We start from the raw sequence: 16,428 nt of genomic DNA, 5'->3' as shown, positions 1-16,428 counted from the left end.
ATCTGATTTTTGCAGGATGTTCATCTTCCTGAAAGAAACAAATATAATAAAATGCAGTCAAAAAAATACTGGTTAATCGGGATGCGTTTCAGACCATAAAAAGGTCGCTGGCTATTCTGTCGGCAAAGAGTTTGCCTGCTTTGGTAAGTGTAAGGGTTTCATTATCAATTGTTAGCATCTGTTGGGTCAGATACTTGTCTAAAGTATGCCGGTTGGCTTGCAGCCAGTTATTGCCCGCCAGTTTATTGATTTCTGCTATTGTGCAGCCCCATTTGGTACGCAGGCCGGTAAGCAGGTAGTCGTTCAGTTGGTCTGCTTTGTTAAGCAATTCATATTCGGCAGGTACGGTGCCTGTCTGAATGGCCCGCAGGTAAGCAGCATTATTGGCTACGTTATATTGCCTTGAAACACCATTGTACGAATGTGCCGACGGCCCTACACCCAGATACTCATGCCGTTGCCAGTACGATGAATTATGGCGCGAGTACCGGCCGTTGCGGCAAAAATTTGATATTTCATATTGCTCATATCCGGCTGTTTCAAGGGTATCAACCAGAATCCTGAATTGCTCTGAGGCAAAGTCTTCATTAATGGGCGGAATCTTATTGAGCTTCAGCCATTTTCCAAAAACAGTTTTTTCTTCAATAGTAAGGCAGTAAGATGATATATGCGGTACTTTGAGGGCTAGGGCCTTCTCTAAATCATTCAACCAAATCGCATGGCTCTCGCTGGGTATGGCATAAATCAGGTCGATGGTTAGGTTTTCAAAACCCATGTCCTGTGCCAGTTTAACAGAGTTTTCGGCTTCTAAGGCATTGTGTACGCGGTTGAGTTTCAGCAGATGGTCGGGGTAAAAAGACTGTATGCCAATACTGAGGCGGTTAAAACCTAAAGACTGTAAGTTTTTAAGCAGGGGCTGACTGATATCGTCCGGATTAGCCTCCAGCGTAATTTCGGCATCATCAGCAATTGTATAATACTTTTTAATTGTATCAAAAATATTTCCCAATTCCTGCGGACTTAATAATGAGGGCGTGCCACCTCCAAAATAGATGGTTTCAAGGTGTTTTTGGCTCAGATACCCTGCCTGTAGTTCAATTTCTTTACAAATGGCAGCAGCCATGTCAGCTTTTGTATTCAGATTAGTACTGAAATGGAAGTCGCAGTAATGGCAGGCCTTACGGCAAAACGGTATGTGAATATATAAGTGCAATGCTTAAATGAAAATCGGGCGGTCTCATCAACCGCCCGAGTAATTATTTTGTCCCTACAAAAAAGAAATCTATACATTTTTCGGGTTCGTCAGACAGGTAGTGGTCATCCCATCTGATTTCGGCGGCAAGCCCACCCGTTTCGCTCATCAGTTTATTTCTGTTGAACCGATTCAGCACCTCATAAGGTATCCTGAGCACCCAAGCCGGCAGGCGATGCTGCAAGTCAAAAATATCAAACCGCATAATTTTGTTTACCGAGCGTTTGTTCTCTTCGTAGTAGTCCCATACTTTCTGGTTGCCACCCACACCAAAGGTTTCAACCTTAGAGAAATACTTCTGCATCAGGCCTCTCAACTCGGCTGTATCATACTCTCTGATGTGCCACGGGTTCCGGCTCAGGCTGTAAGGGCGGTTTACGGTGGTCAATAAAATTTTACCACCGGGTTTAAGCACCCGGGCGGCTTCGGCTAAAAACTGGTGGTCGTCTTGTATATGTTCAATTACCTGAAAGGTAACAACAAAATCGAAAGTATTATCTTTAAAAGCGCTCAGGTGGGGTAAATCTGCCGTTCTGAACGTATGGCGCGGGTGTACGGCCTGCAACTGCTCAATCAAAGGTTCGTTCTTATCAAGCCCTGTGTAGTGGTCGCATTTTTCAATCAGGGTTTCTACACCACGGCCCCAGCCGCAGCCGAGTTCCAGCACATGGCCATGAATAATTTTGGCTGCTTCAGTATAAGGAAAATATAATCTTTGATGAACAGGGTTATCTGAAGGTATCTCTGCACTGGTAATTTCTGTTGTTGCGTATTTGCTCATAGACGCGCTAGGTATCTTTTATCCGGCTTTCAATCAGGTTTAGGCCGGTTGCTGAATCTGGTTTATGGTGTGCTGTTGGCATCACCGCTACAAAGTTACATCAAAATTATGCCTTTCTGAAATCATAGGCCGGCTTTATCAAATTTTAGGGTATTAATAAACGTTAAATAGAGGTCTAAACCTTTCATTCAGAATGAAAATACCCTTGCTGTTGATCATAACCGTCTGCTTAGTACATCATGCGCGGGCGCAGCTGGCCTGCAAAACTAATTATGGGCTGTCGCCATTACTTATCAATAAAAAGATGCTGAAACCACAAGGAAGGTTCGGTTTGCCTGAACGCCTGCCCGATACGCTGTTTTTGAAAAAAAGGCTTTTGTTCTCCAGGTATATTCCAGATAAAAGCGCCTTCTGTTCGCTCAGATTGGCTGATGGCGCAATGGCTGCTTTAAACCCAAATTCAACTAGTTTTAACCTTGAGCAAAGCCGCAACCGCGCCAAGCAACTATTTTATAAAATGAAAATGTGGCGGTATTTTAAATAACAAAAGAGTATCAGGCTAAGCCCGACACTCTTCTGCAATTTTCATTTTCTATTCGTATTCTCCTTCAATCTGCTCAGGCAGGTTGTTGGTTCATCACTTCTGTTTGTTTACGGATTGACTCCATGTGAATCAGCTTGAACAATTCTTCAACCATTTCAGGGTAAAGATTTAGTTTCTTAGCTTGTTCGGCACGGCTGGTGTGAACCTGTTTCCAACGATCCAGCTGAAGCACAGCTACGTTGTTATCTCTTTTGTATTCACCCAGTTTTTCAACCACTGCCATACGGGCTGCCAGTACTTCAAGCAATTCGCGGTCAATGTTATCAATTTTCTGGCGCAATCTGTCCAGTTCGCTTTGGAAATCTTCGCCATAAGAAGCCTTACGAACTTCCAGTTCACGAAGCATTTCACCCAGCGCTTCCGGTGTTAATTGTTGAGAGGCATCAGACCATGCGTCGTCCGGGCTACGGTGCGATTCTATAATCAAGCCATCGTAGTTCAGGTCAAGTGCACGTTGTGCCAGTTCATATAAGTAAGCTCTTTTACCTGCCATGTGGCTAGGGTCGCCGATGATAGGCAACTGAGGGAAAAGCGTTTTTAGTTCAACCGCCAGCTGCCACATAGGCGAGTTACGGTATTTGGTTTCCTGTGCATTAGAAAAACCACGGTGGATAGCCGCCATTTTCTTGATACCCGCACCAGCTATACGCTCAAATGCGCCTACCCAAAGGGCAAGGTCTGGGTTCACAGGGTTTTTAATAAGTACTGGTACATCAACACCTTTCAGCGCATCGGCAAGGTCTTGCACGTTAAACGGGTTAACGGTTGTTCTGGCGCCGATCCAGAGAATATCAATACCATATTTTAAAGCCAATTCGATGTGCTGAGGCGTAGCTACTTCCACTGCAATTGGTAGGCCTGTTTCTTTTTTTACCGCAGCCAACCACGGCAATGCTGCTTCTCCCATACCCTCAAAACTGCCCGGACGCGTACGCGGTTTCCAAACACCCGCACGAATCACGTGCGCATAACCTTCTTTTGCAATACGGGTTACGGTTTCGGTTACTTGCTCTTCTGTCTCGGCACTGCACGGACCGGCAATAATTAAGGGTTTTCCTTTTGTATCTACCCAACTGTTCAGCGGTAGTACATCTAAATTTGCTTTCATTTCTTTTCTAAAATTTGTTTTGTCAATTTTTTCAATGCTTCTAAGGTCTGTCAAATCTTTCTACTTAGCCACTGAAGCGGAGCATTGACTACCGGACATATTACCGAATTATTGATATTGTTTCGTTGAATGTCTTTTCTTTGGCGTATATTTGCAAACTATTTACGGGGGTAAGTCTCGGTAAAATGACTTAGTCTCTTTAAATAGTACAATTCTTCATCAAAAACTGAAAAGATTAAAAAGAAACCAATACTTGAAATAATGAAAACGGCTATTCAAAACCGCTCGTTAAATTTCGATGATACTTCTATTGCCTTTGCTCATCAATCAGACAGTAAGCTTCGTAAAACTTATTTGATTTTTGCGTTGATGAATCAAAACTGGGTTGTAAAGATAGGAACTTTTTTTATAAAACTCGCAATAAAATTAGGATTACCTGTAAAATTACTCATTAGAAATACCATTTTTTCTCAGTTTTGTGGGGGCGAAAGTATAGCAGACTGCCAGAAAACCATCAATAGCCTGGCAAAAAGCAAAGTAGGTACAATTCTGGACTACTCGGTAGAGGGCGAAGACAACGAAAATGCCTTTGATGCAACTACCTCAGAGATTCTGAAAACTATAGAAAAAGCCGCCGAGCAACCGCAGCAGATACCATTCTCGGTTTTTAAGGTATCCGGTATCGGTTCGGTTGACCTTCTTGAAAAAGTACAAGAACACCCCGAAGATTTAACAACAGAAGAAAAGAATGCTTACGAGCGGGTTCAGAACAGAGTAGATAAATTGTGTGGTTACGCTGCCAGCCTTAATGTCAGGATTTTTATAGATGCAGAAGAGTCGTGGATTCAGGACGTGATAGACGAAATGAGCTACCACATGATGCAGAAGTACAATACCGCCGGTAAAACAATTGTTTACAATACTTTTCAGTTGTATAGATGGGAAAGCCTTGAACACCTGGCTGACGCCTGTGCATTGGCCAGAAAAGAAAGTTACAGGGTAGGGGCAAAGCTGGTACGTGGCGCTTATATTGAAAAAGAAAGACGCCGCGCAGCAGAGCTGGAGTACAAAGACCCGATTCACGCCTCAAAAAAAGATACCGACGCCGATTTTAACAGTGCAGTTCATTTTTCTGTTGATAATCTGGATGTATTATCTATTTGTTTGGGTACACACAATGAAGAAAGCTCTTTGTTATGTGCCGATTTAATGACACAGCACAATATATCCAAAAGCGATGAGCGAATCTGGTTTGCACAGTTGCTGGGCATGAGCGACAACATCTCTTACAACCTGGCCAATGCTGGCTACAATGTAGCCAAATATGTGCCTTACGGGCCTGTTGAGGCAGTAATGCCTTACCTCTTTAGAAGAGCTGAAGAAAACACCTCTATTGCGGGCCAGAGCAGCCGTGAGTTTTTGCTCATTAAAAAGGAAAAACAAAGAAGAAGAGGTTGCTAATGAAGCGGGCATCGAATATTTTTAATAACTTTATACGGCCTAAAAACACAACAGGCCAGATTTGCTAATTACGGAAGCAGTTTCAGGGGCTTTTGCGTTAAACACAATAATAAATGACTACAAGCAGTGAATTGTACGGAGGGAAATCTCCATATAAGTTTTTGTTACTGACAGTGTTTTTGATTATCGCCGACCAGGCAATTAAATTGTGGATGTACTACGATGTTTTGCCTAACCACTATGGCGAAATTGATATCATTCCCGGTTTTTTTAAATTGCACTATGTTGAAAACAAAGGCATGGCCTTTGGCTGGACATTAGCCGGCGAATACGGCAAACTGATGCTTACGGCTTTCAGGCTCGTAGCAATGGTGGGTATCTGCTGGTATCTGGTTCATCTGGCAAAAAGAAATGCGCATAGTGGATTGCTTTGGTCTATTGCTGCTGTTTTAGGGGGTGCCATTGGTAATGTAATTGATAGTACGTTCTATGGTGTGTTTTTGGGTAATTCTCCAATAGATTCACCTACTCCCTGGTTTCACGGGCAGGTAATTGATATGTTTTATGCCTATGGCCTTGACGGCGACTACCCCGACTGGATTCCTTTTCTGGGTGGGCAATACAACACAACGCCTATCTTTAACTTTGCCGATGCCTGTATTTTTTGCGGGGTGCTGAGTATCCTTGTTTTTCAGAAGAGTTTCTTTATTCATGAAGAAATGCCCCAGAAACCAATGGCAGAGAGTACTGAAGAAGCATCAACCGAATCTACTAATCAGCCTGTTGAAGAGCATACGGCAGAGCCTGTTAATGAAGAAGGTACCATTACTGACAGCGATACCGTTAACGAACCCCTGGCAGACATACCGACAGAACAGCCTTCTGCAACAAACACAGATGAGCAGGTAAATGATAAAGTTAATAACTGAATTAAAAATCTGAACCGATATGGCAATTTTTTCAAAGCGTTCTTTTGTGTGGATTATCGTTCTGAGTTTTCTGGTCATTATACTTTTGCCGGGTATGATTCAATCGCCGTCTACCAGACATATCATTCTGGCTGTGTTTGGCTCCATTTGCCTGCTTTTTCAATTAATTAGCATGGCCACCGGCGGCAACAGCGCTGAAAGAAATCCAAAAACAGACAGAATACAGTCAATTGTATTGTTAATACTTACCATTACTTTATTGGTTGTTAATTTTCTGGTATAGAATTATCGCTTCTTAAAAAGTATAGATATAAAAAAAGGGCCGTAAGGCCCTTTTACATTTATTACTCTTTTGTTGGATACGGAATAATCAGTTTCTCGCCTCGTTCGGCAAAGTTCTTGGTCTTTTTATTGGCTTGCATAATCAGGTTAACAGGCACGTCATACTTTGTTCCTACCACCCTTAAAATATCGCCAGGGCCTACGGTGTGCACCGCTTTTATTCTTATTTTAAGTCTGGTAACGCCTACTTTAATACCATTTTCTTCCACACCCGGATTCATGGCCTTTAAGGTTTCCTTTTTAACATTAAATCTGTTGGCAATTCCAAAGAAAGTTTCACCTTCTCCCACTGTATGTGTGTAGGTTTCACCACCGGTCGGAATACTCACTTTTTTATCTTCTTTCGGTTTCTCTTCTTTTGTCTTCTCTGTTTTTGCATCAGTTTCTGCGGTAGGCTTAGATGCTTGCTCTTTATTGCCTACGGTTGGTACTGAAATTTCGGGCAGGGCTTCAGAGGCGGTTTGTTCTTCTGCCTCGGTTTCTTCGTCTGTTGGCTGAACTTTAATAGCATTCGCGACGGTGTCTGCCGGAGCGGCTGTAAGGTCATCGGCAGTTGAGGTGTCGTCAGACATATATTTCCAACCGATGTAAAGCAATGCGCAGATGATACTCACTAAAACCAAAAGTACAACCATTGGTAAATTTCGTGAGGCCTCTTTCGGGCGTTCATTTCGTTGTTCGCGGTCTTCGAACTGCATGGTAACAGGAAATTTTAATTATTTATATTAGGAAAACTAGGTTTCTACGCATCAAGTAACACAAAACTGGCTTCTGTTCAGCTTAAACTAACAAAATCGGCTTTTACTTTATTGTATAAACTTATATACTTTTTTTAAGTTCTTCATTCATATCATCTACCAGATCTTTCAGGGCCTCGCGGTAGTTTCTCAGTCTTTTTGCCACTTCTTCATCGCTCACACCCAGAATCTGCGCTGCCAGAATACCAGCGTTTTTGGCGCCATTAAGGGCCACAGTAGCTACCGGCACACCTGTTGGCATTTGAAGAATAGACAGCACGGAGTCCCAGCCGTCAATAGAATTGCTCGATTTAATAGGAACCCCAATAACAGGTAAAGTTGTACTTGATGCCACCATACCCGGTAAATGCGCCGCGCCACCTGCACCGGCAATGATTATCTTTAAACCACGACGACGAGCCGTAAGGGCGTAATCAAACATTTTTTGTGGTGTACGGTGCGCCGAAACCACCTCTTTCTCGTATGGAATCTCTAATTCGTCTAAAATTTCTGCAACCCCTGCCATAATTTTCCAGTCAGAGAAACTGCCCATAATAATACCTACCATCTTCTACAGTTTAAATTTTTAAATGCAAATCCGACTATCAGTTTTTGGCTACAACTTTGAGTTTTTCTTTTACAAAAATGACTTTTTCTTTTAATTTTTCAAAGTCCTGGTCTACAATAGTAATATGCCCCATTTTTCTGAATGGTTTAGTAAAACGCTTGCCATATAAAAAAGGGTGTATACCCTCTATGGCCAGCACATCGTCCATACCTTCATAAATTGCTTCTCCGTTATGTCCTTCTTCACCCAGCAGATTCACCATTGCTGCTTTTGAGTGCGCACGTGTGCTACCCAACGGCAGGTTCAGTATGGCTCGCAGATGCTGCTCAAACTGCGATACATCATTGGCCCTGATGGTCTGGTGGCCGCTGTTGTGCGGGCGGGGAGCTACCTCATTTATCAGTATTTCTCCGTCTCTTGTCAGAAACATCTCTACCGCCAGCAAGCCAATTATGCCCAGGGCATTGGCTGTTTGTATGGCAATATCCTGCGCTTTTTTCTCAATTTCGGTGGCAACGTTAGCCGGGCTGAAAAGGTACTCAACCAGATTGGCTTCCGGATGAAAAACCATTTCAACAACCGGGAAAGTGCTGGTTTCGCCGTTCTCGTTGCGGGCAACTATAACGGCCAGTTCTTTCTCAAAGTCAATCATTTTTTCAAGCACACCCGGCTGGTCAAATGCCTTGCCGAGGTCGGCCTCGGTGCGCAATACCTGCACGCCCTTGCCATCATAGCCGCCTTTGCCCAGTTTATGAACAGCAGGTAAAAACGCTGCATGCCCGGCTGTATCAGCCCTGTTTTCTGTCAGAATAAAATCTGCAGTAGGCAGGTTGTTGTCTTTATAAAATTGTTTCTGAACCCGCTTGTCTTGTATAATGCGTAGCACAGAAGGCTGCGGAAACACCGCTTTACCCTGTTTTTGAAGGGCTTCAAGCGCTTCAATGCTAACGGCTTCTATCTCTATGGTTAGTATGTCGCAATCCTGCCCGAATGCCATTACGGTATCATAATCGTTCAATGAACCGTTCACAAACTCGTGCGAAAGGTACTTACAGGGTGCATCGCTGTCCGGGTCCAGCGTTTTAATGTTAAAATCAAAATCAATGGCTGCCTGAATAATCATTCTGCCCAATTGCCCACCACCAAGAATGCCCAGTTTTTTTCTGTTATCGAATCTCACTAAGTAGCTTTTTTTCGCAAAGATACACTAAGAATACATAGTATGTGCATCCAATTTGCGTATCTTTTTTAACGGTTAAGCCTCTTAATAAAAATGGGGTTAAACAGTAAGGCTGTTACGTCTTTTACTGTTTAACCCCACCTGTTTTATATAGTTGCAATTATCGCACAGGTTTGGCCATTCTTAGTACCTCAACACCACCGGCATTCAGGCTTAAGGTATTATTAGCATTAATAGTGTATGAATCTACTTTTTTTAGCGACTCAAGAAATGTTGTTTCACCATCGCCCTGGCAAGCCATTTTGGTCATAGCCATAGACTTGTTAAACGTAATTTTGTTACCATAAGCCACCAGCAGGCCGCTGAAACTATTGCAACTGGTATTGCCCGTAAACTTGTTGTCGTTTACATCAAAATTAATTGTTGGTTTTTTATCCGGATACAAACCCGCTAAAGATACCCTTGCCCCGGGTATTTCGGCCAGTTCCCACATACCATTCAATTTAAGAGGGGCATTAAGTGCTTCTGAGGTTTGTTTGGGTGTGCTGCCTGTTGGCCGTGCCGGTACACAACCGGCAACACATAATCCGGATAAACAAATGGCAATAATCAGGTTTTTCATAGCTTTAAAAAGTTTAAATTTTATATTTACTTCTTTGGGACATTTAAATATTTGTGTTTTTGACAAACCCAGCCTGCATTGGTTTAATGCCGGGCTGATTATGCCGCTGTTTAAGGATACAACACGTATTTCAGGCGCATGGTTTTGTATTGGCTCAGGCCGGGCTCCCAGCTTTTGCGTATTTCTTCTTCGGGTACGCCTGCAATTATCTGTTTTTTCAGGTTTTCGGTTCCGGCCAGTTTATCAAAGCTGTTCATTTGTTTGCTTTGGCTCATATCAAAAAACTTTTCTTTGAAGGGGTAGGCATTATATAATTCTATCAGCCAATGCAGATTCAGGCGTTTAGATTTTCTCAATTCATTGACATCATAGTTTCGCAGGTCAAGGCCGTAACATTCTTCGTTCTGGTGCAATGGGGTTTCGCTCATACCCGGAATACTGACCGGACGAAAGTGAAACTCATATTTGCCTTTTAAAGCAGGTGCGCCCAAAACCGTAAATGGCATGTAGGTGCCACGTCCCTGGCTCAGAATGGTGCCCTCAAACAAACAAATACTTGGGTATAAAAGTATTGACTGCTGAGTATTTAAATTCGGTGACGGAAACACCGGTAACTGGTAGGGCATATCATGGTTGTAATTGGCCACTTTAATTATTTTCAGTCGGCATTGCAGTTTATTGGGCAGCCAGCCTTCTCCGTTTACCATTTGCGCAAATTCGCCCATGGTCATGCCATGTGTAATGGGTATTTTGTGCATACCAATGCCCGAATGCAGGTGGTCTTCAAGCATGGGGCCGTCAATACAATAGCCGTTCGGGTTGGGTCTGTCTAATATCACCAGCTCCTTGCCATTTTCGGCGCAAGACTCCATTACATGCGTAAGTGTATTAATATAAGTATAAAAACGTGCGCCAACATCCTGTATATCAAATACCATTACATCTACGTCAGCCAGATGTTCCCTGGTTGGTTTCTTATATTTACCATACAGCGAAATAATGGGTATGCCCGTTTTTTCATCTACATTGTCGGCAACTTTGGCGCCATTGCTGGCATTGCCTCTGAAACCATGCTCAGGCCCGAAAATCCTGGTTATTTTTATACCCAGGGCCATCAGGGTATCCACACTGGGTTTTTTACCCACAATTGAAGTCTGGTTAATAACCATTCCTACTCTTTTACCTTTCAGATACGGAACGTAGGCCTTTAGCTGGTCGGCACCTGTAATAATTTCTTTAGGTTTAGCAGTTAAAGTTACCGGCTGGCCTTCAGAAGCACGCTCATGCCAGGGTATCAGACTAACCAGCGTAATAACAGGTATAAATAAAAGAAGAATGGATTTTCTCATGGGTTGAATATCGGTAAACAATGCTGTTTTGATGGATAATTTATTTGCGAATAAACGAAAATGAAATGGATTTTATGAGAAAATACATCAGAAATTTACATATTTCCGGTAAACCAAAAAGAGGCAGCCGAACTGTTTCGTGCTGCCTCTTTGTATCGGTAAACATTTGTTATTCTTTAATTTCAAACTCAGAGTCTTTCAGGCCCTTGTTTATTTTTACTGATTGAACCTCCGTAACAATCTCGCCCATCTGGCCTGCAGTTCTTTTGGTTACAGCCGGAATCAGAAACTCGGTTCCTTTAAACTTTTTGTAGTTTTCGTAAGTAACCGTACTTTCAAATTTGCCTCTGGGGGTTTCGTTGGTCGAGAAAGTTTTTACTTTCAGGCCAGACGCCACATCAAAATAATCGGTCCATTTTCTTCCGTCCTGTGTTGATACCTCCACTTTGTAGGCATCTTTATCGCCTACTTTTTCGGTGCCTTGCACCGTAGCCGTTATGCCTAGTTCTTTATACATCAATTCAAAAAACGGGTTAGACCGCATAGCTTGTATTTTGGCTGCCGGCCCTTCCGGTTGCGGGCGGGCTCCGCCGTTTCCGCCATTGCCGCCGCCTGCGTTTCCTCCGGCGCCGTTACCACCGCCAAAGCCACCGCGACCGCCAAAACCGCCACTGCTTTTAAAATTTTTGCCATCAAATACGGTTGTCATGCCTGCATTTCCGTTGAAATACATACTTGATGAATACTTGTCCGGAAATTTGTATTTCACTTCCGTTTCTGACGTTCCCCGTTGCGTTTCGCTGGTGCTGTTAATGGTTATGTCCTGAACTTTAGCAATGGCATCTTTACCACCAATGGCTGCAATGTATTTGTCCAGAATGGCGTCGGCTGTTGGTGTACTTTGTGCAAAAGAACTCATAGCCACGAATGAAAAAAGGCTTACAAATAATCTTTTCATTTTTGTATGATATGTTTTTTCAAATGATTTAAGTTTAGACAAACAATTAACCCAAAAGTAAAGTTTTTCTATCAACATGTAGATTAATAAAAACATAGCGAAGATAAAACCTCATTAAATGGAGATAAAGCAAAGATTGAGTATATTTTGGTTAAGGAGAGATTTACGGCTGAATGATAACGCCGCCCTTTATTATGCTCTAAAAAGCGAGCATCCGGTACTACCGCTTTTTATTTTTGATACCGACATTCTCGACAAACTACCCAACAAAAAAGATGCGCGGGTTCATTTTATTTACAAGACACTTGTCAGCCTGCACGGGCAGTTAAATTTGCTGGGGTCGGGCTTGCTGGTTAAGCACGGAAACCCCATAGATGTGTGGCAAAAACTAATGCAGGAATACGATATTGCCGAGGTATATACCAACCACGACTACGAAAAGTATGCTATAAACCGCGATGAGCATGTGCGCGGCTTGCTCAACTCTGATGGCATTGGGTTTTACACGTTTAAAGATCAGGTAATTTTTGAAAAAAACGAAGTGCTAACTGGCACCGGCCAACCTTATACGGTTTTTACGCCTTACAGCAAAAAGTGGAAAGAGAAACTGAACGATTTTTACCTGAAAAGTTATCCGACAGAAAAATACTTCAGCAGGTTTTATCAGATTAATAGTCTGAATATGCCGGCTTTGAACGACATTGGTTTTGAAGAATCAGGGGCTGAGTTTCCGCCTCCGGTTGTAACTGACTCTCTGGTTGAAAAATATGGTGAATTAAGGAATTTTCCGGCCTTACCTGCTACCAGCCGCCTGAGCATTCATTTAAGGTTTGGTACGGTTAGTATCAGAGAACTGGTTCGGAAAGCCATACCTCTAAGCACTACCTGGTTGAACGAACTGATATGGCGAGAGTTTTACATGAACATACTTTTTCATTTTCCGCACGTAAGCGACGGGCAGGCGTTTAGAAAAGAGTATGACCGCATAGAATGGCGGAACAATGAAGAAGAGTTCAAACGGTGGTGCCAAGGCAAAACCGGCTACCCGATAGTAGATGCAGGTATGAGAGAGCTGAACGCTACCGGTTTTATGCATAACAGGGTAAGAATGATAACGGCCAGTTTTTTAATTAAACACCTGCTGATTGATTGGCGTTGGGGGGAAGCCTATTTTGCAGAAAAACTGCTGGACTTTGATTTTGCCGCCAATAATGGTGGTTGGCAATGGGCGGCCGGCAGTGGCTGCGATGCGGCGCCGTATTTCAGGGTATTTAGTCCGACGGCACAGACAGAAAAATTTGATGCAGATCTGAAATATATCAAAAAATGGGTGCCTGAACTCAACTCTTTCAGTTATCCTAAACCAATGGTTGACCACGCATTTGCCCGTGACCGTGCCCTGAGTACCTATAAGGCTGCATTGGGAGACAAAATGCCCAAAGAGTAATCTTGGTTTTGTGATATTTTTATACAGTGTTGCTTAAAAATAAATAATAAGCCATTGATAATTTTTTAGCAGGAAAATCCGATAGTTAGTTGTTATTTTGTATTTTCTTCAATTGTTTTCCTGTTTTACCAAAACCAGGCTACCCCATGAGCCTGATAACCCATGGCATTTTTAGAGAAATCGGCTCAATATGTATTTGACAGGCATTCTTTGGCTCAGCTGAAAAATGTCTGCATTATATTGCCTAACAGGCGGTCGGTTTTTTTCTTCAAGCGCTTTTTGGGTAAACTATCTGATGTTCCGTTTCTTTCGCCTGAAGTTTGTGCCATTGATGACTTTGTGGCTGAAATGTCCGGCTTCAAAACCATTGATTCGGTCGGACTACTTTTTGAACTTTACGAAACTTTCAGAAAATATGATGCACAGGTAGATTTCGACAGGTTTATTTCGTGGGCGCCTACGCTGCTGCGGGATTTTGACACCATAGACCAGTATTTTATCGGCGACCCAAAAGCTTTGTTTGATTACATCAGTGAAGCAAAGACCCTGGAGCGTTGGAATGTAGATATGGTAAAAATAAACAAACCGTTTGTTGAAACCACCGGCAATCTTGATAAATACTTTAAACTTTTTGAGAATATATACCAGGTATATGTAGACCTGCAAACCGAGCTGCGGGTGAAGGGTTATACCTACCGGGGCATGTCTTACAGGTTGCTGGCAGAAGAAGTAGAGACACTGCTGATTGAGAACAAAAACTTTGAAAAATACTATTTTGTTGGCTTTAATGCTTTTAGCAGATCTGAAGAAATTGTTATTGAAAAGCTGGTGAAGGCCGGAAAAGCAGAGATGTTATGGGATACCGATGAGTTTTTCATGAACCCATTGTATAATCAGAAAGCCGGAGGCACGCTTAGAAAATATAAATCGAAGGGTACTTTTGGTAAATGGAACTGGCAGACCAACCACCTGCTGGCAGAAGAGAAAAATATCAGAATAATAGGTGTTGAAAATGCCACATTGCAGGCAAAAGTAGCAGGCGCCATTTATGCCGACAGCCTGTTGGTTAATCCGGGCGTACCTACGGCCATTGTTCTGTGCGACGAAAACCTGCTTTCGCCATTAATTTATTCGCTCGATAATCTGGTTACAGACTTCAACATAACCATGGGTTTGTCGCTCAGGGGATCCATGCTCTTTACGCTTATCGACTCAGTTTTTGAGCTGCAACAAAATATTGTTGAGTTTAAAACCAAAAGCGGCGAGACCATCCGGATACCCAAGTATAGCCACAGGCATGTATTTAAGGTGCTGAATCACCCTTTTTGTCGTAAGTATGAGCAGATTAATTATTCAGATGCCAGCACAGAAGGTAAAGCGAATGTTTTTTCAGAAACGCAGACAGAAATAGTAAGGGGGAATCTGGTGTATCTGAGCGAGGAAGAAATGCTTACATTCGGTAAAGGCGACAGGCTCTTTGAGGTCCTGTTTTCTCGCTGGGGTAACGACCCCAGAAAAGCGTTGAAAGCATTTTATGATTTAATTGACGAGCTGCGCGGAGTGTATCATGAATCGAACGACGCCATTGAAATTGAATACCTTTATTTGTTTCTTACGATTCTGAACCGTCTTGAAAAAATCCTATTTAATAACAGGCTGTTGAACCTGAAAAGTTTCAGACATTTTTTGTATGAACTCATCAGGCAGGAAAAAATTCCGTTCAGTGGCGAGCCCGTGGCCGACCTCCAGATAATGGGTATGCTGGAGACCCGCTGCCTTGATTTCGACAGGGTAATATTTCTTTCTGTTAACGAGGGTGTGTTGCCTTCGGCCAAGCATCTCAATTCGTTAATCCCTTTTGATGCCTCGCTTGAGTTTGGGCTGCCGTTGCAGTCAGACCAGAACGCAATAATGGCTTATCATTTTTTCAGGCTTTTACAACGTGCCAAAGATATTGACCTGCTGTATGTAATACCCACAGGCGAAGGGCTTGGTGGCGGAGCCACTGAAAAAAGCAGGTTTATTTTACAGATTGAAAACGAACTAGCCAGGCACAATAAGCAAATAAAAATTACGTATCCTAAAATTGCCTACAATAAAACTATTGATAATGAGCTAGTTAATAAGGTTGTAGTGCAAAAGAGTAAAGACATACTGGCTACGGTAAGCAGTCTGCTGGCTGATGGTGGAATATATCCCACAAACCTTAATGAGTACCTTCACTGTACATTAAAGTTTTACTTCAATAAAATTGCCGGTATATCTAAGCGCGAAGAAGTAGACGAGAATTTCGGCGCTGATATTTTTGGTACCTGGCTGCATAATACCCTCGAAAAAATTGACAACGATTTTGGAACAGAAGTAACGCAGGATGTATTAGATGCCGTTTTAAGCCAGATACCTGAGCGCCTCGACACAGCCTATAAAGAAAAATTCGGGGGTTATGTAATTGATTCTGGTATGAACTATTTGTTGAAGCATGTGGCTGAACAATTACTGGCCGACTTCTTTAACATGCAGAAAGAAACACAGGTTTTTCCGTACCGGATACTTGATTCTGAGAAGCAGATTGAGGCTTCTTTTGAAATGCCAAATCTTGGAAATATACAAAAAGTTAAAATTGCAGGCCGCGTAGATAGAATAGAAAAAGCCGGAAATGTAATAAAAGTGGTTGACTACAAAACCGGAAAAGTTGTAAAAAAAGAGCTTGAAAAAAGCCGCGACCAGATACTTGAAGAAGCGCTGATTGACCCCGACAAAGAAAAGCTACGCCAGTTGTGGTTGTATCAGTATCTGATTTTAAAAAATATGGCCACCAATATAATGTTTACCATAGGTGGCGAAACACTCGAAAACCATGATATAAAAGCAAAGATTTATTCGTTCAGAAATATGAAAGAAAATCTTGAGGTAAATTTGAGTTTTACTGATAACCCCACTATCTTTGGTTTTATTGAAAAAACAGAAGAAATATTAGCCAACATTATAAAAGAAATGCTGAATCCGGATGTTCCGTTTGCCCAAACAAATGACCTGCTCGTTTGTGAAAGGTGTGATTTTAAAGGAATATGCGGCCGATGAATTTCACAA

General features: G+C 42.4%; 15 protein-coding genes. 6 read left to right on the top strand and 9 right to left on the bottom strand.

What is annotated here, in order from left to right; translation table 11 throughout:
• Window positions 1-88: 88 nt before the first annotated feature.
• Window positions 89-1,213: a radical SAM family heme chaperone HemW gene (gene hemW / locus NZ848_RS12615; protein WP_259015758.1), complete on the bottom strand. Its 1,125-nt coding sequence runs from the start codon at window positions 1,211-1,213 to the stop codon at window positions 89-91.
• 43 nt (window positions 1,214-1,256) lie between these two features.
• Entirely contained in the window at window positions 1,257-2,033 is a 777-nt protein-coding gene (locus tag NZ848_RS12610; RefSeq protein WP_259015757.1) for a class I SAM-dependent methyltransferase, read from the bottom strand.
• Window positions 2,034-2,226: 193 nt separating this feature from the next.
• On the opposite strand from NZ848_RS12610, the gene NZ848_RS12605 reads away from it, so the two are divergent.
• Window positions 2,227-2,577, top strand: a complete 351-nt coding sequence (locus NZ848_RS12605) for a hypothetical protein (RefSeq protein ID WP_259015756.1) — start codon at window positions 2,227-2,229, stop codon at window positions 2,575-2,577.
• A gap of 73 nt (window positions 2,578-2,650) precedes the next feature.
• On the opposite strand, the gene NZ848_RS12600 is transcribed toward NZ848_RS12605, so the two are convergent.
• Complete coding sequence (locus NZ848_RS12600) at window positions 2,651-3,745, bottom strand: chorismate mutase (protein ID WP_101726017.1); 1,095 nt, start codon at window positions 3,743-3,745, stop codon at window positions 2,651-2,653.
• Window positions 3,746-4,006: 261 nt separating this feature from the next.
• Here NZ848_RS12600 and NZ848_RS12595 point away from each other — a divergent pair, with 261 nt between their 5' ends.
• The 3 genes from NZ848_RS12595 to NZ848_RS12585 all read left to right on the top strand — a co-directional run bounded on the left by NZ848_RS12595 (window position 4,007) and on the right by NZ848_RS12585 (window position 6,418).
• The gene (locus tag NZ848_RS12595; RefSeq protein WP_259015755.1) at window positions 4,007-5,206 is read left to right on the top strand and encodes a proline dehydrogenase family protein; all 1,200 of its coding nucleotides are present in this window, start codon (window positions 4,007-4,009) and stop codon (window positions 5,204-5,206) included.
• A gap of 113 nt (window positions 5,207-5,319) precedes the next feature.
• Window positions 5,320-6,135, top strand: coding sequence for a lipoprotein signal peptidase (locus tag NZ848_RS12590; protein ID WP_259015754.1), 816 nt, complete (start codon window positions 5,320-5,322; stop codon window positions 6,133-6,135).
• A 19-nt stretch (window positions 6,136-6,154) separates the two neighbouring features.
• Window positions 6,155-6,418, top strand: coding sequence for a hypothetical protein (locus NZ848_RS12585; protein ID WP_259015753.1), 264 nt, complete (start codon window positions 6,155-6,157; stop codon window positions 6,416-6,418).
• Window positions 6,419-6,479: 61 nt separating this feature from the next.
• On the opposite strand, the gene NZ848_RS12580 is transcribed toward NZ848_RS12585, so the two are convergent.
• From NZ848_RS12580 to NZ848_RS12555, 6 genes are all read right to left on the bottom strand, one after another.
• Window positions 6,480-7,175, bottom strand: coding sequence for a LysM peptidoglycan-binding domain-containing protein (locus NZ848_RS12580; protein WP_259015752.1), 696 nt, complete (start codon window positions 7,173-7,175; stop codon window positions 6,480-6,482).
• Window positions 7,176-7,296: 121 nt separating this feature from the next.
• Window positions 7,297-7,782, bottom strand: a complete 486-nt coding sequence (purE, locus tag NZ848_RS12575) for a 5-(carboxyamino)imidazole ribonucleotide mutase (protein ID WP_101726012.1) — start codon at window positions 7,780-7,782, stop codon at window positions 7,297-7,299.
• A 37-nt stretch (window positions 7,783-7,819) separates the two neighbouring features.
• Window positions 7,820-8,962 (bottom strand): 5-(carboxyamino)imidazole ribonucleotide synthase, encoded by a 1,143-nt coding sequence (locus NZ848_RS12570; RefSeq protein WP_259015751.1) that lies wholly within the window; start codon window positions 8,960-8,962, stop codon window positions 7,820-7,822.
• A gap of 160 nt (window positions 8,963-9,122) precedes the next feature.
• A complete protein-coding gene (locus tag NZ848_RS12565) occupies window positions 9,123-9,584 on the bottom strand; it encodes an META domain-containing protein (protein ID WP_259015750.1) in 462 nt (153 codons plus the stop codon).
• 110 nt (window positions 9,585-9,694) lie between these two features.
• Window positions 9,695-10,933 (bottom strand): exo-beta-N-acetylmuramidase NamZ family protein, encoded by a 1,239-nt coding sequence (locus NZ848_RS12560; RefSeq protein ID WP_259015749.1) that lies wholly within the window; start codon window positions 10,931-10,933, stop codon window positions 9,695-9,697.
• 169 nt (window positions 10,934-11,102) lie between these two features.
• Window positions 11,103-11,891, bottom strand: coding sequence for a hypothetical protein (locus tag NZ848_RS12555; RefSeq protein WP_253522428.1), 789 nt, complete (start codon window positions 11,889-11,891; stop codon window positions 11,103-11,105).
• Window positions 11,892-12,009: 118 nt separating this feature from the next.
• Here NZ848_RS12555 and NZ848_RS12550 point away from each other — a divergent pair, with 118 nt between their 5' ends.
• Both NZ848_RS12550 and NZ848_RS12545 read left to right on the top strand, forming a co-directional pair.
• Entirely contained in the window at window positions 12,010-13,338 is a 1,329-nt protein-coding gene (locus NZ848_RS12550; RefSeq protein WP_259015748.1) for a cryptochrome/photolyase family protein, read from the top strand.
• A gap of 162 nt (window positions 13,339-13,500) precedes the next feature.
• Window positions 13,501-16,419 carry a PD-(D/E)XK nuclease family protein gene (locus tag NZ848_RS12545; protein ID WP_259015747.1) on the top strand — a complete coding sequence of 973 codons (2,919 nt, stop codon included), beginning with the start codon at window positions 13,501-13,503 and terminating at the stop codon, window positions 16,417-16,419.
• Window positions 16,420-16,428 lie beyond the last annotated feature (9 nt).

Origin of the sequence: Emticicia fluvialis (assembly GCF_024793945.1) — a bacterium.
Taxonomy (GTDB): domain Bacteria; phylum Bacteroidota; class Bacteroidia; order Cytophagales; family Spirosomataceae; genus Emticicia; species Emticicia fluvialis.
Note: the sequence above shows the minus strand (reverse complement) of the source record. Positions and strands in the feature narration are given on the sequence as shown.